Annotated in this window: 14 protein-coding genes; 3 read left to right on the forward strand and 11 right to left on the reverse strand. The window is 51.1% G+C overall.

Annotated features, from left to right (window positions below):
• Nucleotides 1-20 precede the first annotated feature (20 nt).
• The 6 genes from CCY01nite_RS01730 to nirB form a co-directional block, all read right to left on the reverse strand.
• Complete coding sequence (locus CCY01nite_RS01730; RefSeq protein ID WP_146857576.1) at nt 21-1,466, reverse strand: rubredoxin; 1,446 nt, start codon at nt 1,464-1,466, stop codon at nt 21-23.
• Nucleotide 1,467: 1 nt separating this feature from the next.
• Entirely contained in the window at nt 1,468-4,977 is a 3,510-nt protein-coding gene (locus tag CCY01nite_RS01735) for a nitrate reductase (RefSeq protein ID WP_146857577.1), read from the reverse strand.
• Between the two features lie 10 nt (nt 4,978-4,987).
• A complete protein-coding gene (locus CCY01nite_RS01740; protein WP_146857578.1) occupies nt 4,988-6,289 on the reverse strand; it encodes an MFS transporter in 1,302 nt (433 codons plus the stop codon).
• Between the two features lie 12 nt (nt 6,290-6,301).
• Nucleotides 6,302-7,594 (reverse strand): alginate export family protein, encoded by a 1,293-nt coding sequence (locus CCY01nite_RS01745; RefSeq protein ID WP_146857579.1) that lies wholly within the window; start codon nt 7,592-7,594, stop codon nt 6,302-6,304.
• 80 nt (nt 7,595-7,674) lie between these two features.
• Nucleotides 7,675-8,034: a nitrite reductase small subunit NirD gene (gene nirD / locus CCY01nite_RS01750; RefSeq protein ID WP_146857580.1), complete on the reverse strand. Its 360-nt coding sequence runs from the start codon at nt 8,032-8,034 to the stop codon at nt 7,675-7,677.
• 25 nt (nt 8,035-8,059) lie between these two features.
• Entirely contained in the window at nt 8,060-10,558 is a 2,499-nt protein-coding gene (nirB, locus tag CCY01nite_RS01755; protein ID WP_146857581.1) for a nitrite reductase large subunit NirB, read from the reverse strand.
• Between the two features lie 371 nt (nt 10,559-10,929).
• Here nirB and CCY01nite_RS01760 point away from each other — a divergent pair, with 371 nt between their 5' ends.
• From CCY01nite_RS01760 to CCY01nite_RS01770, 3 genes are all read left to right on the forward strand, one after another.
• Complete coding sequence (locus CCY01nite_RS01760) at nt 10,930-11,910, forward strand: helix-turn-helix domain-containing protein (RefSeq protein ID WP_146857582.1); 981 nt, start codon at nt 10,930-10,932, stop codon at nt 11,908-11,910.
• 155 nt (nt 11,911-12,065) lie between these two features.
• Nucleotides 12,066-12,512 (forward strand): MauE/DoxX family redox-associated membrane protein, encoded by a 447-nt coding sequence (locus CCY01nite_RS01765; RefSeq protein ID WP_186830847.1) that lies wholly within the window; start codon nt 12,066-12,068, stop codon nt 12,510-12,512.
• Between the two features lie 95 nt (nt 12,513-12,607).
• Entirely contained in the window at nt 12,608-12,880 is a 273-nt protein-coding gene (locus CCY01nite_RS01770; protein ID WP_146857583.1) for a hypothetical protein, read from the forward strand.
• Between the two features lie 54 nt (nt 12,881-12,934).
• Here the strand turns inward: CCY01nite_RS01770 and CCY01nite_RS01775 are convergent, their stop codons facing one another.
• From CCY01nite_RS01775 to CCY01nite_RS01795, 5 genes are all read right to left on the reverse strand, one after another.
• Nucleotides 12,935-14,323 carry a RagB/SusD family nutrient uptake outer membrane protein gene (locus CCY01nite_RS01775; protein ID WP_146857584.1) on the reverse strand — a complete coding sequence of 463 codons (1,389 nt, stop codon included), beginning with the start codon at nt 14,321-14,323 and terminating at the stop codon, nt 12,935-12,937.
• Nucleotides 14,324-14,330: 7 nt separating this feature from the next.
• On the reverse strand, nt 14,331-17,873 hold the full coding sequence (locus tag CCY01nite_RS01780; RefSeq protein ID WP_146857585.1) for a SusC/RagA family TonB-linked outer membrane protein: 3,543 nt from the start codon (nt 17,871-17,873) through the stop codon (nt 14,331-14,333).
• A 139-nt stretch (nt 17,874-18,012) separates the two neighbouring features.
• Nucleotides 18,013-18,546: an RNA polymerase sigma factor gene (locus CCY01nite_RS01785; RefSeq protein ID WP_146857586.1), complete on the reverse strand. Its 534-nt coding sequence runs from the start codon at nt 18,544-18,546 to the stop codon at nt 18,013-18,015.
• A gap of 235 nt (nt 18,547-18,781) precedes the next feature.
• The gene (locus CCY01nite_RS01790) at nt 18,782-18,985 is read right to left on the reverse strand and encodes a hypothetical protein (protein ID WP_146857587.1); all 204 of its coding nucleotides are present in this window, start codon (nt 18,983-18,985) and stop codon (nt 18,782-18,784) included.
• Between the two features lie 36 nt (nt 18,986-19,021).
• A complete protein-coding gene (locus CCY01nite_RS01795) occupies nt 19,022-20,182 on the reverse strand; it encodes a FecR family protein (RefSeq protein ID WP_146857588.1) in 1,161 nt (386 codons plus the stop codon).
• Nucleotides 20,183-20,321 lie beyond the last annotated feature (139 nt).

Raw genomic sequence — 20,321 nt, forward strand, 5'->3', positions numbered from 1 at the left:
ACAAATAAAATGACCGGCCGTTACATATTCACCAGTGCCGCCATGTCCACCTCCTTAAAATCGTTCACCGGCGCATCACATATATAACAGGCATAATCCTCCGGCAACGCCGTAAATGGCGTCCCCGCTTCCACATCTTGCGCCGGATCACCCGCCGCTTCATCATACACGGTAAAACAATGCGGGCACTGATGCACCATTTTCACCGGCGCTTCCGTCACCAGCGACCGCTGCTCGCTCACATAATGCTGCAGCACATTCAACGCACTGCCTTTCTCATAAAAATCCTTGCAAAGCGAAATCACATAAGGCCCAAGGTGTTCCTTGGAAACGCCTTCCCGGTAAAGGGCCAGCGCGTTGTTATTCGGATTGAAATCGGCGGAGTACAGGATATCGAAGCGCTGCATGTATTTCAGCTTGCTGCCGTACTTGTTCTCCTGCCGGCGGATGACAATCCCCCCGAAATGACTGTTGGCGGCGTGCATCTTGATGCTGAAGCATAAACCGTATGTCCGCACATCGCCCGTATCAAAATGACGGATGATATGCCTTTTGATGATCAGGCTGTCCTCACAGTTATCCGGCACCTGCCAGTTCAGCTCATTCGCCGCATGCCGCACGTTGATGTTATATTTCCCCAGCACGTAATCCCACAACCGCCGGTGATCGGGACGGATATTCTTGATGATGACCGACTTCCAGGAGGTGGCGTGCAACTGGCCGATCCCCGTTTCGAGGCAGATCGCACAAACATCCTTCAGAAAAGGAACGGAAAATTCCTCATCCCGCCGGTAAATGCCAAGCCAGTAACTGTTATTGTATTTGTTGAATCCTTCGTAGTAAGGCAGATGGAAGACCGGCAGTTCCAGCTCTTTATCTTTCGGCCGGCTGATATACGCGGGATTTTTGGAAACAGGCCCATGCAGGTTATCTTCCTGCATCAGCGATTCCAGTTGCCTGCTCACCGGCGCGATGCTGTTGGTATAGATCAGCTCCGGCCAGCAGATGATGCTGTCCGAACCGGGACGGCGGATGTACAGGTACCAGTAATGCGTGTGGGCCGATGCGATCCAGTTGATATGCCCGGTGAAGAACGGCATGAAGGTCTGCTGGCTGTCGCAGATATTGATCTTCAGCGAAGGCGTATAATCGATCAGGTCGAAAATATCTTTATAAATCCCTTCGCTCAACCAGGAATCATTAATGAAAATATCCGATGCAGCATAGGAGCTGGTGATATTGGGAAACTCGCCATCCAGGCTGAACGTGATGCCTTTGGATGTACAGGCGGCGGAGAACTGTTCAAAATGTTTATAAAGCACTTCCATGTACAGTTGCTGCCGCAGGCCGAAACGTACCTGTGTTACCTGTACGGCAGACGCGATCTCCAATACTTCCCGCAGGTAGCCGGGCGAAATGATGCCGCCGGTAAAATTAATGCTGACGATGTGCGATTGTTTTGCCATACTACACCAGTTGTTCGGCCAGTGCCGGTTTCAGTTTTGGTTTGCTTTTATCCAGCAGGTGCTGCACTTCGGGGCGGCAGCTGCCGCAGCCGAGGCCCGCGCCGGATGCGCGGCAGAGGCCGTCCAGGTCCGTATGCCCTTCCCGGATCTTCTCGCAGATATTGCCTTCCCCCACATTGCCGCAGGAGCATACGAGCCTGCCCAGCACCGGCGCGCCTTTTTTGCCGGAGCGCAGGAGTTCCAGCCGTTTATCTGACAATTCTGTTTTCTGCTGGATGAGATCCTTAAATTCCAGGAACTCCGATTTATCCCCGATGAGGATCGCGCCAACCAGGCGGTCCTGGTGGATGATGCATTTCTTATAGAACCGCCTCGCCTTGTCAATGAACACCACTTCTTCATAAGCAGGATCGGCGGGCGTTTCCACCATTCCGAGCGAGCAGAGTTCCATGCCGTGCATTTTGAGGATGTTCATGAACAGGGAACCTTCATAGTGCCCGGTGATATCGCCGTTCAGGTAGCGCGCCACAATACCGGCCTGCTGCTCCGCGGCGGCGGTGATGCCGTAGAGCACACCGTTGAAGGACGCGATCTCGCCGATCGCATAAATGGAAGGATCGCTGGTCTGCAGGTATTCATTCACCACTACCCCACGGTTGCAATGCAGCTGGCAGGCTTGCGCCAGTTCTATGTTCGGGATGGTGCCGATGGACATCACCACAGCCTGGCAGGTAAGCTGGCGGCCGCTTTTCAGCCGTACGCCTTCCACTTTCCGGACGCCGGTGAACTGCTCTATCTCGTCGTCGTAAATGATCTCGATGTCGCGGTCTTTCAGCTCGTCGGACAGCAATTGCGCTCCCAGTACGTCCAGCTGGCGGTCCATCAGGCGGGAAGTACGCTGTATAACGGTCACGTCTATATTCATTTCACGCAATGAAGCGGCCAGCTCTATGCCCAGCAGTCCCCCGCCCACGATCACGATCCTGCCTTTGGCGGGGTCCACATGCGCTACGAAGGCGTCCGCATCGCGACGGCTCCGCATGGTGAAGATGCCTTTCAGCGGCGGCACGTCCTTTAACGTAGCGGGACGGCTGCCAGTGGCGAGTATCAGCACATCGTAAGGATGCGTATGGCCGCGGCTGTCGGTTACCGTTCTGCTTTGCCGGTCGATATGCTCCACGCTTACACCGCGGTGCAGCGTGATGTTGAGCGCCGCTTCCTCCGCATCCGACATTTTAACCAGCTGCGCCCATTGCTGTGCGCCGCTGATATAATCGGGCAGCATCACGCGGTTGTAGAACGGCTGGTCTTCCTTGCTGAACACTGTGATCTCGTCCCGGTCATTCAGTGCGCGCGCGGCTTTTACAAAACCGTAAGCGCCCGCGCCCGCACCGATGATCACGATCTTTTGCGCCGGCTTTTCAAACCGCACAACCTGTACCGCGGCAAATTTCAGGTCAGGCTGTTTAGAGATGGGATCAACAAGGTTGTTGGTGAGATTGTTCGCGCGGTTCAGGTCGCTGTTCAGTATCTTTCCCCAGTGCATCGGCAGGAATACCACGCCCTGCTTGATGGTGGTGCAAAGCTGTGCTTTCACGCGCACTTTGCCCCGGCCGTTGAATATCTCTACAATATCGTTTTGCCGGATGCCGCGCTCACGCGCATCTTCCGGGTGTATTTCCAGGAACGCGGAGGCGATGTGCTGTTTGAGCTTGCTTACTTTCCCGGTCTTGCTCATGGTATGCCACTGGTCGCGGATGCGGCCCGTGGTGAGGACGAGCGGGAAATTGCCGTCCGTTTGCTCTGAATTGTTCTGATCGTCGAAGGAGTGGATGGCGGCTTTGCCGGAAGCGGTGTAGAAGCGGTGATCTTCAAAAAGGCGCGCCGTGCCTTTGCCGGCCTTGTACGGCCATTGTATGCTGCGTTTTTCCCGCAGGCGGCTGTAATCAAGACCGCTGATATCGATGTTCGTGCCGGCGGTGAGCCGGCAATGTTCATTATAAATTTCAGAAGGGTGCGTGTAGTCGAATCCGTTATAACCCATTTTTTGTGCGAAGCGGCAGATGATCTCGGCATCCGGCAGGGCTTCTCCGGGTGCGTCGTTGATCTTTTTCAGATAGCTGATGCGGCGTTCCGCGTTCGTCATCGTGCCTTCCTTTTCCGTCCATGCCGCGGCGGGGAGGATCACATCGGCGTATTGCAGGGTTTCGGGTTTATTGGATATTTCCTGCACCACCACGAATTTGGCCTTTTTCAGAGCGGCTTCCATGAAACGCGCGTCCGGCAGGCTTACCAGCGGATTGGAGCACATGATCCAGATGGCTTTCAGGCGGCCGTCGTTCATCGCTTCAAACATCTGTGTAGCGGTCAGTCCGGGTTTGGCGGACAACTCGCGGCCTCCCCAGAACGCCTGCACTTCCTTGCGGTGCGCGGGATTGTCCAGCACACGGTGGGCGGGCAGGAGATTGGAAAGCCCGCCTACTTCGCGGCCACCCATGGCGTTCGGCTGCCCGGTCAGCGAAAAAGGCCCGCAGCCCGGTTTGCCGATCCGGCCGGTGATGAGGTGCAGGTTGATCAGGCTGAGATTCTTGTGAACGCCCACTACGCTCTGGTTCAGCCCCATCGTCCACATCGTCATAAAACCTTTTGATTCCCCGATGAGCGCGGCGGCTTCATACAGCTGCGTTTCCGGGATGCCGCAGACGATGGCGGCTTCAGCAATGCTGCGCTGCATCACCATGTCGCGGTATTTGGCGAAACCTTCGGTATGCTGGCGGATGAAAGCGGCGTCGGTCTTTCCCTGTTCTATCAATAAACGGCCAATGGCGTGATGTAAAACGATGTCCGTACCGGGATGCAATTGCAGGTGCAGGTCCGCCATGGCGCAGCTCTGCGTGATGCGCGGATCGCTGACGATGATGCGCAGCTTCGGATTGGCGGCTTTCGCGGCTTCGATCCTCCGCCACAGGACGGGATGACACCAGGCAGGATTGGCACCCGCCACAAAGATGCAATCCGCCTGTTCGATATCATCATACGTACCGGGTACCGCGTCCTCTCCTAACGACATTTTGTAGGCCGCTACGGCGCTGCTCATGCAAAGCCGGGAGTTGGTATCGATATTGTTGCTGCCAATGAACCCCTTGATCAGCTTGTTGACCACATAATATTCTTCCGTAAGGCACTGGCCGGAAGCGTAGAAGGCTACTGCGTCAGGCCCGTGCTTTTCGATGATCCGGCTGAACACGGCGGCGGTGCGTTCGAGCGCCTGATCCCACGAAACGCGCTGCCGCGGCATGTTCCGGCTGTAACGCATTTCGGGGTACAATAGTCTGTCCGACGTGTCCATGACCGTATAATGCAGGTTCATGCCTTTGGAGCATAACATGCCTTTGTTCACGGGATGGTCTTTATCACCTTCCACCGTCAACCTGCCCTGGCGGTCCTTGTGTACCACAATACCGCAGCCCACTCCGCAGTAACAACATGTTGTTTTGAATGATGACGGCATACCTGAATTTTTAGTCCGCTAATACGGGTTGTGGCTGCGCTTTTACCGGTGCCTCCGCCGGTTGTTTCGCAAACCTTGTGAGCAGTACGATGCACCCGGTGGCGATCACCGCATACCCGATGTACGTGAAAGCCTGTTCGTAGGAGATGTTTTCCGACTTAAATAAAAATCCGAACATCATGCCGCCGAGATTGCCGCCCGCGCCTACGATGCCGCTCACCAGCCCTACGTTCTGCTGGTTCACGAATGGCACGATGCCGTAGGTGGCGCCGTTCGCCATTTTCAGGAAGAGCGCGAAGCCGAGCATGGCGAAGATGGCCAGGCCGAGAGAGCTGGCATGCGAGAACAGCAGCAATCCGCCGCCTTCCGCCAGCAGCACCAGCGCCAGCAATGTTCCTTTTCCTTTCAGCCCCTGTTTGGCGCCTACCTTGTCCGATACAAATCCGCCCAATGCGCGCACAAAGAGATTCATCAACCCGAATATACCCGCCCAGAACCCGGCGCTGGCCTGCGAAAGGCCGAAAGAATCCACGAAGTGCAGCGAGGCCACATTATCAAAGGTGATCTCCATGCCGAAGCACATGGCATAGGCCAGCGTCAGCGCCCAGATGCGCCAGTCCGCCAGCACAGACCAGTCCGTTTTCCCTTTCTGCACGTTATGCCCGATCTCGTCGTAATTGCCCGCAGGCGTATCTTTTGTATAGCGGTGATAGAGGAAAGCCACGGCCAGCATCATGAGGCCCGGCACGATCATGGCGTAGCGCCAGGCTTCTGATTTGGTATAGCCGAAACCTACGATGGCGGCGAAGATCAGCGGCATGACCATATTGGTGACGCCTCCCCCGAGGTTGCCCCATCCACCCGTAACAGCATTGGCCGTGCCTTTGATCTTCGGCGCGAACATGATGCCGGTATGGAACTGGGTGATCACGAACGATGCGCCGATGGTGCCGATGGCGAGGCGGAATATGAGAAATGTCGTGTAGTCGTTAGCGAGACCTACGAGGAATACGGGGATGGACCCGATGGTCAGCAGGCGCACAGCGGTTTTGCGCGGCCCCCACGTGTCGCACAGCCTGCCGATCAGCAAACGCGCGATGATGGTGCCGGAAACGGAGGCGATGATGATATTCCCCACCTGTGATTTCGACAGGCCGAGGTCTTCCCGGATCGTAGGCATGAGCGGCGCGAGGCCGAACCATCCGAAGAAGCAGACGAAGAACATGAGCCACGTGATGTGGAACGTGCGCATCTGAACGGAGCCGAGGCTGAAGATGTTTAATTTTTCAAGCGGTTTATTGTTGATCTGCATACGATTCGGGTTTTATTTGAAGAATAGTTCAGGTTTGACGTTGATGGACAGGTAGGCCCAGTTGCTGTTGCTCTTCGCGTTTGTGATGTTCTTCACACCGGGAGAGGCGAGCCAGGCGGTGCTCCAGAAGTGGCTGTAGCCGCCTTCAAAACCGATGGTCTTCGTGAGGTTGTAATTGACGGTGAGGTCCGCCTCGGTGCCGAACTTCCGGCTCATGGCGGCGCTGTAGAACTGGTGTACATCCGCGCTGAGCATCCATTTGGTGTCTTTCCTGAATTTTGCTTTGAGATAATAGTCCTGCAAACCTTTGTTGCCAAAGCTGCTGGCTACGTAGAAATAATCCATCGTGCCCCAGAACTTGTGCGGCGTGCCGTACAGCGGATCAAAATCGTCTGTAGTGTAATCCACGCCGGCTTCAGCGCTGATGGTTTTCGTAAACCGGTGCTGGTAGGCGACCGACAGCAAAGCTGCGCTGATAGACCTTCCGGCGGCATTGCTACCGCCCTGGTAATAAGCGGCGGCTGTGAGCATATTGCGGAAACTGAAATAGAAGCCCGTTGTAAAACGCTGATGGGTAGCGGCTTCCCACTGCTTCACCGCCATGCTGTCGATATAATATTTTGAAAACTGATCCGCCAGGAAGAGGAAGGACAGCCCGCTTTTGCCGAACTGTTTATTGACGTGCAGAAACTCCAGGCCCTTGTAAGCGGTGCCGCCGTTGGTATTGGCGGGATAGTTGCCGGGAGGGGCAGCGTGGTATACGGTGCCGGAGGCGTTTTCTTTATTCTGGTTAAAAGCCCCGCCCAGGTGGAGGTTCCAGGAGCCGGCCCGGTACTTCAGCACCAGCGCGTCGTGGCGGCGGCCCTGTTGCAGCCAGTCCAGGTTACCCAGCAGCCGGCTGTCGTCATACACCAGCTCCTGCCGGCCTACCTTGAACTGAAGGCTTTTATTTTTAACAAGGGTATCGGTCAGCAGCACTTCGGCCCATGCTTCATGGAGCATGAAACCGTTGTTGTCCGGCGTGGTGGTGCGGTTGATGGTGGACACGTCCTGCCCCCAGACCCTGACATCCTGTATGGTCAATCCGATTTTGATCCTGTAGTTGGTAAAACCCGCCGTGAGGCGGCTTCTTTGCGAGGTGAAGAGCGCGGGCTTCGATCCTTCGGGGAGCGGCGCCCCCTGTCCGTCCCGCAGTTCGGTGCGGGTCCTGAGCTGTGCGCTGAGTGAGAGCTGCGCGCTGCAATGCTGGGCCATGAAGGAGCTGAAGAAAATCGAAAGCGCCCCGCCGGGGAACAATATTTTCATGTAAATTTGATAAATTTTAAATGAGCCGATCATATTAAAATTCAGAAGCCCGGTCAACCTGCCAGTTGCCGGGTTTCGTCTTAATATGCATTAACGCCAATGTATACACGATCATCTTCTATCCTTACCGGGTAAACGGTCAGTGCGCATTCATGCTCGTCGGTGAGGCACCGGCCGTCTTTCAGGGAAAATGTTTTTTTATGAAACGGACAGGCTACTTTGGGCTCTCCGGCATGTGTGCCGGTCATGCCGCGGCTCAGGGCCATCTGCCGGCGGTGCGGACAAAGGTTCTGGGTGGCATACCAGGTATCGCTGCGCGTGAAATAGAATAATGCGATCTGCTCATCCTTGTATTTTACGCAAACGCCGCCATTGGTGGGAACGTCTGTTGTTTTGCAGGCAAAGAACCAGGTAACGTCTGTTGTGCTGATGGTTGACATAAAAAAGCGTTTTAAGATTGATAGATTATTTCCATTCCGCCGCTTTCTTCTGGGCGCGCATTGTTTCGAATTTTACGGTCGGATCTTTTTCTTCCGGCGCGTTGACGAAGTGGGAGAAGCGCTTGCGCAGCTCGGGGTTTTCCACCACTTCTTTCCATTCGCATTTATAGGCGTCTACGAGCAGCTGCATTTCCTGTTCCAGCTCCGCGGAGATCCCCAGGCTGTCGTTCACCACCACGTTGCGGAGGTAGTCCATGCCACCTTCGAGCTTGTTGAGCCAGGTGGCGGTGCGGGTCAAAGGGTCGGCCGTTTTGATGTAGAACATCAGGAAGCGGTCGATATACCGGATGCAGGTTTCGCTGTCGATGTCCCCCGCCAGCAGCTGCGCGTGCTGGGGTTTGGAGCCGCCGTTACCGCATACGTAAAGGTTCCAGCCTTTTTCCGTGGCGATGATGCCGAAGTCTTTCGACTGCGCTTCGGCGCACTCGCGGATGCAGCCGGAGACGGCGGACTTGAGCTTGTGCGGCGCGCGCAGCCCGCGGTAGCGCTCTTCGATCTGTATGGCGAAGCTCACGCTGTCGTGCAGCCCGAAGCGGCACCAGGTGGAGCCTACGCAGCTTTTCACGGTGCGTAATGCTTTGCCGTATGCGTGGCCGCTTTCAAAACCGGCAGCGATCAGCTCTTCCCAGATGAGGGGGAGGTCGCTGAGGTGCGCGCCGAATAAATCGATGCGCTGACCGCCGGTGATCTTGGTGTAGAGGTTGTATTTCTGCGCCACCTGACCGATGACGATGAGCTTTTCCGGTGTGATCTCGCCGCCGGGCACGCGGGGCACCACGGAGTAGGTGCCGCCTTTCTGGATGTTGGCGAGGTAACGGTCGTTCGAATCCTGCGCGGTATCATTGCCTTTATGCAGGATCATATCGTTCCACAGACTGGCGAGGATGGAGGCGACCACGGGTTTGCAGACCTCGCAGCCTTCGCCGTGACCATAGTGGTCCAGCACTTCATCGAAAGAACGCAATGCTTTTACTTTCACGAGGTCCAGCAGCTCCTGGCGCGAATAGGCGAAGTGCTCGCATACCACGTTGCGGATGTATTTGCCCTGGGCTTTCATGGTGGCGGTGATGAGGTCTTTCACCATGGGGGCGCAGCCGCCGCAGCATGTTCCCGCTTTGGTGCATTTTTTCACGGCGTCCAGCGTTTCGTTGCCAGCTTCCACGGCCTGGCAGATAGCCAGTTTGCTCACATTCTCACAGCTGCAGATCACCGCATCGTCCGGCAGGCCCGTTACGCCCGCGCCGGGTGCGGCATTGCCGTTGCGTGCGCCCAGCAGGATGTCTTCCGGGTTGGGCGGCAGGATCACTTTGTTCTTGCAGGTTTGCAGCAGCAGGTTGTAGGCTTCCGCGTCGCCGACGAGAATGCCGCCCAGCAGGTGCTGACCGTCCGGGGAGATGTTGATGCGTTTGTAAATGCCTTTCATGGTGTCTTCCAGCACAATGCTGCTGCCCTGTTCCGGCGATACGAAGGGATTGCCGAAACTGGCCACGTCTACCCCGATCAGTTTGAGTTTGGTGCTCATATCGAAGCCGGTGAAGGATTTTTGTTCGCCCAGGATGTGGGAGGCGGCGACTTCGGACATTTCATAGCCCGGCGCCACGAGGCCGTAGATCATGCCATTATATAATGCGCATTCGCCGATGGCGTAAATGGAGGGGTCGGTGGTTTGCAGCTGTTCGTTCACAACGATGCCGCCGCGGTGGCCGGTTTCGAGGCCGGATAGCTTTGCCAGCTCGTCGCGGGGGCTGATGCCGGCGGAGATCACCAGCATATCTGTTTCCAGCACGGTATCATCGGAGAAGCGGAGGCCGGTGACGGCGCCTTCTCCGAGGATGTCGCTGGTGTTTTTGCTGGTATGTATTTTGAGACCTAGTTTTTCGAGTTTGGACTGAAGGATGAGGGAGCCTTGTTCATCTATCTGGCGGGGCATCAGGCGTGGGGCGAACTCTACGACGTGGGTTTCTTTTACGCCGAGGTCGAGCAGGGCTTTGGCGGCTTCCAGTCCGAGGAGGCCGCCGCCGATCACGGTGCCTTTGCGGGCCTGGGGGGCGTAAGCCTGCATCAGCTCCAGGTCTTCTATCGTTCTGTAGAGGAAAACGCCTTTTTTGTCGATCCCGGGAATGGGCGGAACAAAGGCGGCGGAGCCGGTGGCGAGGACGAGGTAATCGTAGTGTTCTGTGATGCCTTTATAGGAGAGGACGGTTTTGTGTAGGCGGTCTATCTGCTGAACGGGATCGCCGAGGTGCAGTTTGATGTTCCGGGAGGCGTACCATTCGAGGGGCGCCATGCCCAGATCGGCGGCGGACTTGCCGGAGAAGAACTCGCTGAGGTGAACGCGGTCGTACGCGGGCAGGGGTTCTTCTCCAAAGACTACCAGTTCCAGTCCTTCATTGTTGGTTTTTTCGACTATTTTTTCACAAAATTTGTAGCCGACCATGCCATTACCAATTACTACGATTTTCATGGTGGATGATTTTTTTAAAAAGCTTCTGATATATTAATATTTTATTTATATCAGTTTAACAACGTGAATGACCATGAAAATTGAATAAGGTGTATGACTATAATCATAAAATTAAGGCATTTTGTTTTAATTTTTACCATCAACCCGCTAATTATATTTATATAATTTTATTTATAATATAATAAAATTGGAAAAAGCACCCCCCGATTTCTTGTCGCGCAAGTCTAATAAATAGACCCGGCTGCCCGATACTTTCCGGGATCTGATGTTACAACATCAAAAAAACCGCCTTATCTTATTCTCCATATTGGCTCCCGTGTACCAACTAGCTTAATACCTGTTTTCTGAAAACCATCTAATAATCAGCATTTATGAGTGTCACACCGGGTATCCTGCAGGGCGATCATTTTGATTATTTGCCGGACGTTCCTGCAGACTTCAGACCGTTTTTGCTACACGATGCACAAACGATGTGTGCGGAAGGTCCTTATGGTAACGTTATACTGCAGTATTTCCGGGATCAGCACTATACAGCGTGGATATGCGACATCCACGTGGAGAGAAGCATCCCGCTGCGGGTGGCCCTGCCGGCATCCTCCATGGCGCTGCTTTTTACGTTAACGGGTAATGCGTCCTTCCCCGGCCCGCTGCAGCTTTACGAGAAAAGCTACACGCTGCTGCCGCCCTGCCAGGAAGCCCCCGTTCTGAAGGTGGAAGCAGGCTACTGCCGCATGTTGTTCCTGTTATTCAATCCGTTGCTGACCTCATTGCTGGGCAATATCAGTTATGCCGCCAGCCCGGTACAGACCGGCCGGTACAGCGAAAGCTGCCAGCGGCTGATCAGCAGCATACATGATAACCGGGATAAGGGGGATATCTGGCGCTTCAAGCGGCAGCTGCTTTTCCTCGACCTCCTGTTCACCTCCATGGAAGAGATCACCAATACGGACCGGGAAGAGAAACGTTCCTCTCAACACCGTGATTATGAAACACTTGAAAAGGTAAAAGCGTACATTCATGATAACATTGGCAAGAAATTGTCCATACAACTGCTGGCAGGGCGTTTCGGGCTGTCGCCCACGCAGTTGCGGCGGGGGTATAAGCAGGTATACAAGCTGCATCTGGCCAGCTACATCCGCAATGAGCGGCTTTCGCAGGCCAGGGCGCTGCTGCATCAGACGGAAATGCCTGTGCACGAGATCGCCTGGGAGGTAGGATACGAGTCCGCGGCGGGGTTTACCAGGATTTTCAATATGCAATTCAAACAGTCACCTTCGGACTATCGCCGGTCATGCCGGCAAAGCTGCTGCCATTTTCGCAAAGAAATTTTTCATATCGGCAGCGCAATTTAACGTTAAGGGTATTATCTTCACATCTGGCTGAGAAAACTAATCAAGTTAGACATGGGCATGCAGAGAATAGCAGAATGAGACTATCGTTCGAGTATTTGTTCGAGTATTGTTAGAGAGCACCGCACCCATATCATTGCAACCATAAATAATAGGATATGTCACGGAAATGGTTAGTGGAAACCATCGTGTTGCTGCTTTTTGTTTTATTTGTCTATGCCGCAACGAGCAAGTTAATGGACTACAAGCATTTCACTTTTCAGATGGATGCGCAGCCTTTTGACGATCGTTTCACGCCCTGGCTGGTATTTGGCGTTCCTCTGGTGGAGTTTGTGATAGCCGCGATGCTTATTTTCAAACGTACGCTGATGGCCGGTTTATGGGCTTCACTGGCGCTCATGTTGATATTTACGGGTTATATAATAATGATCAAATTGAATTTTTTCGGAAAGATACCCTGCTCATGCGGCGGGGTCATCAGCCGTTTGAACTGGACGCAACACCTTTTCTTCAATTTGTTCTTCGTGTTGATCAGTATTGCAGGAATCATCCTGCAGCGGAGGCATGTACAGGCTTCCCGGCAAAACGCGATGAGTTTGTCTTAGGCAAATATCCCTATTAGTAAACAAGCAGGTAAAAGCCAACGCCTGCTGCATTATAGAATGTTTGAGATTTATAAACCAACAAAATGTTTTTTCCAATGAAGAAGATTAAACTTGCTGTGCTGGCGGGTGCGTTAGTTTTGAGCGCTGCTGGTGGGTATGCGAATTATCAGATGAGGAGTCAGTATTATTACATTGTACCGAACACTCCGGTATATAATGAATCATATAAGGTTGCGCTTGAAGAGCCTTCAGGCAATTGCGTAGCAACAGGATACGATAATGTTTGTTTAGTTAATGCAGCAAGTGGCTACGAACAAGGAGATTTCATACCTTCAACAGAATGTATTGTTGTTAGTACTTATCCATGATCTTCATTAAATACACAGGTTGCTCAATAACATCATGGCAACCTGTTCTTTTCTCTATCTTTCATTCTGCTGAATTCCCGTATATTCAATTTCATTTTTGGGAAATGGGTAGACGTATTTCTTATCATTCGGAGACAATTGATACAAGACTCCATTTACTTTCCTAGTAAGCGTTTTTGCAAAACGGATATCCTTATTCAATCTTCTCAAATCCTGCCAACGAATCTGGCCTGTAAAGGGCAGCTCTTTTCTTCGTTCCTTTAATATCCTGACCAGCGCCGTATCTACGTTCGTTGTATAAAACGGAGAATAGGTGTCGGTTCTAAACCTCTTTTCCAATAATACATTTAAATCTGAAATAGCTTCAGGTAAATTATTCAACCTGGCATTACACTCAGCTCTTATAAGATAAACTTCATTTGTAGCGATCCCAGCAAAATTTCGACCGATACCTGCATAAGTTCCCCGAAATTTGGGTTTACCAGAAGAAGTTACATTATAGAAGTAGATTTTCCTTAAATCATTGCTGTCATAAGAATCATAAAGTGTGCTATCTACAAAAGCGTGGTTGAGTCCGTCATTTGGTGTGGCGGCACTATTTCCCACAGCATAAGCATAAAAAATTATCTCATCGTTACCAGATAAAAAATCCGGAAATCGATAGGGTTTTGAAATAGAAATAGTATTGCTATTAAAATCGAGTAGTCCATTCATATATCGCAAGGTAGAGTCTGCATATTGCCTTGCATTCACAAAATCTCCTGTTAATAGATAGCTCCTTGCTAACAAGGCAAAGGCAGCCGGCTTTGAAGGGCGGGTTTTATGGGATTGAAATGCAGGTAATAAAGTGGCGGCCAGCTTTAAATCATTAATAATCTGGTCGTAGGCATGTTGTACTGAAGACCGGGGTGTGATTTCGTTGATATTGGATTTTGTCCTGACACATATTCCCAGATCCGTTGCTGCTGTAGACGCATCAAATGGTTTACAAAAAACACTTGCCAGTTCAAGAAACATATTCGATCTAAAAAATAGAGCTTGTCCTTTTATACTGTTGTGATATTCAAGGTTTGAAGCATCGATTTTTATAGACGCCAGCCCTTCGAGTACAATATTTGCAGGTCCGACAATTTGGTAGCAAGCAGTATACTCCACGGAAGGAGCATCTTCAAAAATATCTTTAGCCCAGATATACGAATTCCTCTCGGTATTACTGATTACACCAAGGTTATCGTCCGGGAAATAATAATTATCTGCCCCCAATTGGCCCATCGCCGGAAAAGTAGTATTCATGGACGAGTTATCCAGAATCGCCTGAAAATCGTCCAAACTCTCCGGCACAATATCAGATTGCTGTCTTTTTGCATCTAACCATTCATTCTGCTTTTGGCAACCCATCATTGCTAGGGTACAAGTCAAAATAATGAGTATGAATTGTTTCATAAGCTGGTTAAAAGTTTGTTTGTATGCCAAATGTGCATGCAAATGGGCGTGGTAAATCAGAAATACCTACGAAACTCCCTACATCCGGATCCAATTTATACCGATTCGCCCGCCAGATGATTCCAAGATTGCTCAAATAGGCATATACATGTATTCCCCGCTGCTTTGAAGGAATTCTATATTCAAGACGAATATCCTGCAAGCGGATATGATCTCCCTTCTCAACAAGTATTTCCGAATATTGATAAAAACTATTCCGGGAATTGTTGGCTGGATAACTTAATGATGGAACATTCGTAATACGCTCATCACCAGGCTTCTGCCATCTCTTCCCATAGTCACGATTCATATCATCACGCAATAAATTGGGGTAGCTCAGGTTTACACCCGGCCGTCTAAAGTAGTATCCCAGTTTATACGTAACATTTATTGATAGTGAAAAGCTCTTAAAAGAAAAATCATTTCTCCAGGAACCGTACATTGTCGGAAAGGCCGATCCATGAAAAACGAGACTGTCAGGGGTAAAATTATTGATGATTCCGCTATAATCTGTGCTTATGTTTCCTTTCAAATATCCTCTAGGATCACCATTGGCCGGGTCTAACCCAGCCCATTTATAGCTTAGTAACCCTTTGATAGGCATGCCTTCAACATACAGTATGCCGCTAGGGCTTTTCAATATAACAGAACCGGATGTCGGCTTCAGATCGTAAGAAATAATTTCATCCTTCAGCCGGCTATATAAAAGAGTGGATTCCCATTTCAATTTTGCGTCGAGTATCTTCCCCTTCAATGTAATATCAAAGCCGGTTGTCCGGGTTGCTGCGGAGTTCTTATTAATAGTAATATATCCTGTTTGCGGCGCCACATTAGCATTCTCGATCAAATCCAGACAATGCTTGTTAAAATACTCAACTGACCCAGTCACTCTTGATCTTTTCGACATAAAATCAACTCCCACATTCAGTATCTTTACCTTTTCCCATCTCAGTTGATCATTCTCTGGCGAAATATTGATAATTGACGGCAGCCCTGTAAGAGGACCTGTAACATACGTACCCGTCATATATGCAGAACCATTGTACACATTCCCATTAAAGCCGTACGAGGTTCTCAAACGCAGTTCCGGGAGCCAATTATTCTCGCGATAGAAAGGTTCCCGCGCAATATCCCACCCCAACCCCACTGACCAAAGAGGAGTCATCTTTTCGTTGGTGCGCGCACCAAACAGATTTGCTCCATCTTTTCTACCACTTATTGTGAAATCATATCGCTGCTTGTAGCTGTATCCAATATTTGTATAGTAGGAAATGAACCTGTTGAGGATGCCGGATACATCACTATTCATCCCAAAAGCACTGTTCAAGGTAGATGCTCCATTGGGATAGGTTGGGTACAAAATATCGTAGTTCAGATTGGCAATTCCTCTACCGGTTGCATCAGAGTAACCAATGCTGTTTCTCTCCGTACCTACAGCAGACAACTCCCTGATCTCCGCACCAAGTATCGCCGCTATACCATGTTCTCCGAATTTCTGATCATAATTCAGGTTCGTGCGAACATTATTGGCACGCCAATCATATTCACCAAGCGAAAGAATACCGCCTTTCGGAAAATTATAAGTGAACATGCCTGTAGACGGATCTTTTACAGAGAATTTGTTGATCAGGTTACGGGTGAAATAGCTTTGCTCGTTCCGGTAATTCCGGGTGGAGATCAGTTGCCGCTCATGCTGATACTGCACTTCGGCGTTAAGGAAGGAAGTAAATTTGTACTTAACGGATGCGCGCAATACCAGGTTCTGCATGGTAGTAAAATTCTCCGCATTGCGTATCTCATCCAGCGGCCGGTAATGCCAATCCAGGTACCCCAATCCTGAAACACTGTCTACAAACGAAGGGTTATAATCCCTGACGGTCGCCAGCGCATTCCCGTTCGCGTCCATCATTTGCGCATAGGGATACAGCATCCCGTATTTCGTGGTATTTACTGTCACAGAGCCATATTCCTGCTCATTATGCTGATTGATTTTCCGGTGACTATAATTGAAATACGTGCCCACTTCCAGTTTCTCCAAAGGCGTCAACGTATTAGCCGCAGTAACCGTCGTCCTCACCGTTCCATTCCGGATAAGATTATCCTGGTTCCGGTCATGCCCGACAGAAAGATAGTAAGTATGCTCATCCGACCCGCCATGCACGTTCACCGCATATTGCTGGCTCACCGCCTCGCGGTATACATGCCGCAGGAAATCCCTCCTTACGTCATTGCCTTTCAGCGCTTCGATCTCCGCATCCACCACGTCCGCGGAAAGCTCGCCGCTTCTTTTCTTCGCCAGTAGTGTTACGACGGGTGACAGGGCGGGAAAGCTGCTGCGGTTATTGATGTCGGAATTAAAATAACCTGCATCGAAAAGCGTCTTTTCCACTTCGATATAATCCGCGGCGCTCATGTAATTCGGATCATAATACAAATCGGGTTTCCGTTCAATGGTCAGGTTGGTATTGAAGCCCATCCTCATTTTCTGGTTTTTCCTGCCTTTCCGGGTGGTCAATACGATGACGCCGTTACCGCTTCGGGAGCCCCAGATGCTGGCGGAGGCGGCGTCTTTCAGGATGGTGATGGATTCGATGTCGTTGGGGTTGAGGTTCTTCACATCTCCTTCGTAAGGGAAATTGTCGAGTACGATCAATGGATTCGGGTTGACCTGGTTGGGCGATAAAGTGCTGATGCCCCGGAGGTACATGCCTAACGACGCGGTAGAAGGCATCTTTGAAATCGTTCCCAGCGTTGAGGTATTAAAATTCAGCAGTCCGCTGGTGATCCCTTCTATCCTGTCCAGCACGCTGCCGGTGGGTCTTCTGTTGATCAGCTTCCGGTCCAGCTGCACAAACGAACCGGTAGAACGCTCTTTCGGAACTTTCTGGAAGCCGGTGGACAAAACGGTGATCCCGTCCATATGCGTAACGGCGGAATCCAGCGTCAGCGCGATCTCCCGTTCTCCGTTCAACCTGAACTGCCGGGATTCGTAACCGATAGAGCTGATCAGCAGCAGGGCCTTGTCCGGCACATTCTCCATGCTGAAGCGGCCATCTGTACCGGTACTGGCGCCCTTTTGCGAGCCGCTGACGGCTATGGAGGCGCCGGCAACGGGCAGTCCGTTCCGGCCGGTGACCACGCCCGTTAGTGGCGGAACCTTTTCTTTACTGACCTGTAAGGTTTTTGATTCGAATAACAGCACCAGGTCGCCATGCAGCCGCCAGCCCACATACAGGCCGTCGGTGACTTTCGCCATCACCTCCCCGAGGGTGGCGTTCCTGAAATCCACCTGCAGCCTCCTTTCCTTGTCGATCACAGAGTTTTCAAAAGAAGCGGTGAGCCCCATCTGCTGGCGTACGGCTTTGAATATTTCAGCGACGGTATAGTTACCGTTCAGGTTGAGCCGGGGTGTGGCGGGTGTATTTTGTGCAAGCAATGCGGAGGAAGCAAAGATCCATATGATGATCCAGAACGAACGTTTACATAGGGTGGATGTAACAGTACCTGTCATTTTATCGCTTCCATTTGTATATATAAGTTGCTGTGCATAGCGTGGATATGCTGCTTTTCGGGACGCAAAATGAAAAAATCCTATGTTACATAGGATCACAAAATTGTCAAAAGCTCCGTAAATAGTAATTGCTTAACAATTAGCGCAGGCCGGACAGCGAAATTCGCAGGTTTTTGAGTGCCACTTTCACGTGGCTTTTCACTGTTTCCATGGTAAGACCCATCTCCTGACCGGCTTCCCGGTACGATTTATCGTCCATATAAGTCTTCACAAAGGCCCACCGGCGCTGTGAGGGGAGGCTCTGGATCGCCTCGTTGAGGCGTTCACGTAACTCCCAGATTTCGGTCTGATCTGCTGCCACTTCTCCTCCGTGCACTTCCATAAAATGGCCTTTCTTCCGCTCGGCGCTTTCCCGGGCGCTCTTGCGGGTCAGGCAGTTATTTTTAACTGCGCTGTACAGGTAAGACCGGATGGCTCCCGGATTTACGTCCTTCAGGTAATTATTCTCCCATAGCTTGATAAAGGTCTCCTGCACAACGTCTTCTGCTTCATGTCCGTCGCGCAGAATCCGGAAAGCCTCTACGATGAGCGCTTCGCGGAACCTGAAATACAATACCTTAAATTCTTCATCCGTAAGCCCGGAACCATTCATAGTTGTGCATTCTTCATTCATAAATCAGAAAAGTAAGATTGTCAACTGATTCAATTGCAGCAATTTCAAAACAAGTTAGTGATTTTACGCTAACCTGTTTTGAAAATTTTTACGGTTGAAATCCTTTAATTGAAAATACTGAAAAAACGGTAGCAGGAATCATCAATAAATGTTAATCTTCGGTTAATAGGTGACTGTTTGGTGAATAATCCAAAAAGAATCCGGGGGGGACTACAAGGTATGAAAGGCAGGAGCTTTATTTGATGCGTTCCGCATCTTTTACTATCTCGATATGGTACCCGATATGGGATAAGATTTCGTTGGTTTCCTCCAGCAGGGCCATTAGTTCACTGCGCAGACGGGTGTTCTTTTCACCTACCCTTTCCGCGAAATCTTCCCAGCTCAGATTATCAGCCAGGAATATGTATTGTAACCTGTTTGTCAGATCTACATTTTTCATTTGTCTCGCTTTAAGAATATTTTTCTGAATACTGTTTTAAAAGAGGTGTAGCATGCCGTCTTCCATCCTGTACTCTATCCGTTTGGTCAGGCGCAGCACTTCGAGAAAATCTTCCAGCGGCGCAGTTTTGTCCAGCTTTCCATCATATTTATATCCCGCGATGGCCGGGTTGTCAAATACCATCTGCACATCATACCAGCGGTCTACTACTTCCGCTACCTTTATCATAGGGCTGCTGTTGAAATAATAAACGCCTTTCATCCAGGAGAGCACTTCCTCTTTATCGAATGCCTGCACGGTCATCCTGCCTGAAGTCTGATTAATGGCCTGCTCGCCGGGGCGCAGTATCCTGGCTTCCGTACGGTAGGAGGTCTTTACGCTTCCTTCCACCAGCGAAGCTTTCAGCTTGCCAGATTCGTATGTGTTGATGTTAAAGGAAGTTCCCAGTACCTGCACATCGCCGGCATGGGTGCGTACAATAAAAGGTTTGCTGGCGTCCGGGGCTACTTTGAAAAAAGCTTCTCCCCGCACTTCCACTTCCCGGGTATTGCTACCTTTGAATGAGAAGGGGAAGCGCAGGCTCGAAGCAGAATTGAGGCTAACTTCAGTACCGTCAGAAAGAACGATTGTATAATCCTCTCTTGCAGGCACTTCTAATGTGTTCCATTGCGTTGCAGGAGCTTCGCCATGCTCGTAACGTAATGTTTTATGATGATTGCTCAGTTGCACCTTCCCCGCCTTTATCCGTTCCTGCGATCCGGCGCCTGTTAAAGGCACCAGCTCACCGGTGGACAATCTGAGGCGGATATCGTAAGACTTTCCGGTGGCCTGGGCCACTGCCGAAAAGTTAACAGATTGTTGTTGTGCCTCCGGCCATAAAAAATACAACCCTAATGTGACCATGATCAGCACACTGGCTACCATCAGCCAGCGGCGTACACCCATATTACGCACTTCCACCGCTTCCTCCCGCGTCATGGCATGCTCCACCAGCTCGTCCCAACGGGCGCTCGTGGGCTTTTCGCGTAACAAACGCTGCATCTCGGGGGAAGCATACAGATCATCCAGCTCCCTGCACATCCGCCTGACCGCCGGGTAACGCATAGCGTTTTCCAGCTCACGTTCCTCCTCCGGAGTCAATGAATCGGTCAACTTCTGCAGGTATAACTGCCTGATATGTTCCTGATCAAATTCCATGAATATGCCCGGATGTAATATTAAGACTGTTGTTAAATACAAACCGGGGGTGCCGGGCCAAAAAAAAATTTTCCGTCCATCCCCAAACCCCTTCCGCAAAACACCCCGAAAACCGCTACATATCTACGCTAAAACGATT

Origin of the sequence: Chitinophaga cymbidii, from assembly GCF_007992715.1 — a bacterium.
GTDB classification, from domain to species: Bacteria; Bacteroidota; Bacteroidia; order Chitinophagales; family Chitinophagaceae; genus Chitinophaga; species Chitinophaga cymbidii.

Excerpts from the sequence above, each read along its gene's own strand:
- CCY01nite_RS01730 (WP_146857576.1), bottom strand. The coding sequence starts at position 1,466 with ATGGCAAAACAATCGCACATCGTCAGCATTAATTTTACCGGCGGCATC.
- CCY01nite_RS01735 (WP_146857577.1), bottom strand. The coding sequence starts at position 4,977 with ATGCCGTCATCATTCAAAACAACATGTTGTTACTGCGGAGTGGGCTGC.
- CCY01nite_RS01740 (WP_146857578.1), bottom strand. The coding sequence starts at position 6,289 with ATGCAGATCAACAATAAACCGCTTGAAAAATTAAACATCTTCAGCCTC.
- CCY01nite_RS01745 (WP_146857579.1), bottom strand. The coding sequence starts at position 7,594 with ATGAAAATATTGTTCCCCGGCGGGGCGCTTTCGATTTTCTTCAGCTCC.
- nirD (WP_146857580.1), bottom strand. The coding sequence starts at position 8,034 with ATGTCAACCATCAGCACAACAGACGTTACCTGGTTCTTTGCCTGCAAA.
- nirB (WP_146857581.1), bottom strand. The coding sequence starts at position 10,558 with ATGAAAATCGTAGTAATTGGTAATGGCATGGTCGGCTACAAATTTTGT.
- CCY01nite_RS01760 (WP_146857582.1), top strand. The coding sequence starts at position 10,930 with ATGAGTGTCACACCGGGTATCCTGCAGGGCGATCATTTTGATTATTTG.
- CCY01nite_RS01765 (WP_186830847.1), top strand. The coding sequence starts at position 12,066 with ATGTCACGGAAATGGTTAGTGGAAACCATCGTGTTGCTGCTTTTTGTT.
- CCY01nite_RS01770 (WP_146857583.1), top strand. The coding sequence starts at position 12,608 with ATGAAGAAGATTAAACTTGCTGTGCTGGCGGGTGCGTTAGTTTTGAGC.
- CCY01nite_RS01775 (WP_146857584.1), bottom strand. The coding sequence starts at position 14,323 with ATGAAACAATTCATACTCATTATTTTGACTTGTACCCTAGCAATGATG.
- CCY01nite_RS01780 (WP_146857585.1), bottom strand. The coding sequence starts at position 17,873 with ATGACAGGTACTGTTACATCCACCCTATGTAAACGTTCGTTCTGGATC.
- CCY01nite_RS01785 (WP_146857586.1), bottom strand. The coding sequence starts at position 18,546 with ATGAATGAAGAATGCACAACTATGAATGGTTCCGGGCTTACGGATGAA.
- CCY01nite_RS01790 (WP_146857587.1), bottom strand. The coding sequence starts at position 18,985 with ATGAAAAATGTAGATCTGACAAACAGGTTACAATACATATTCCTGGCT.
- CCY01nite_RS01795 (WP_146857588.1), bottom strand. The coding sequence starts at position 20,182 with ATGGAATTTGATCAGGAACATATCAGGCAGTTATACCTGCAGAAGTTG.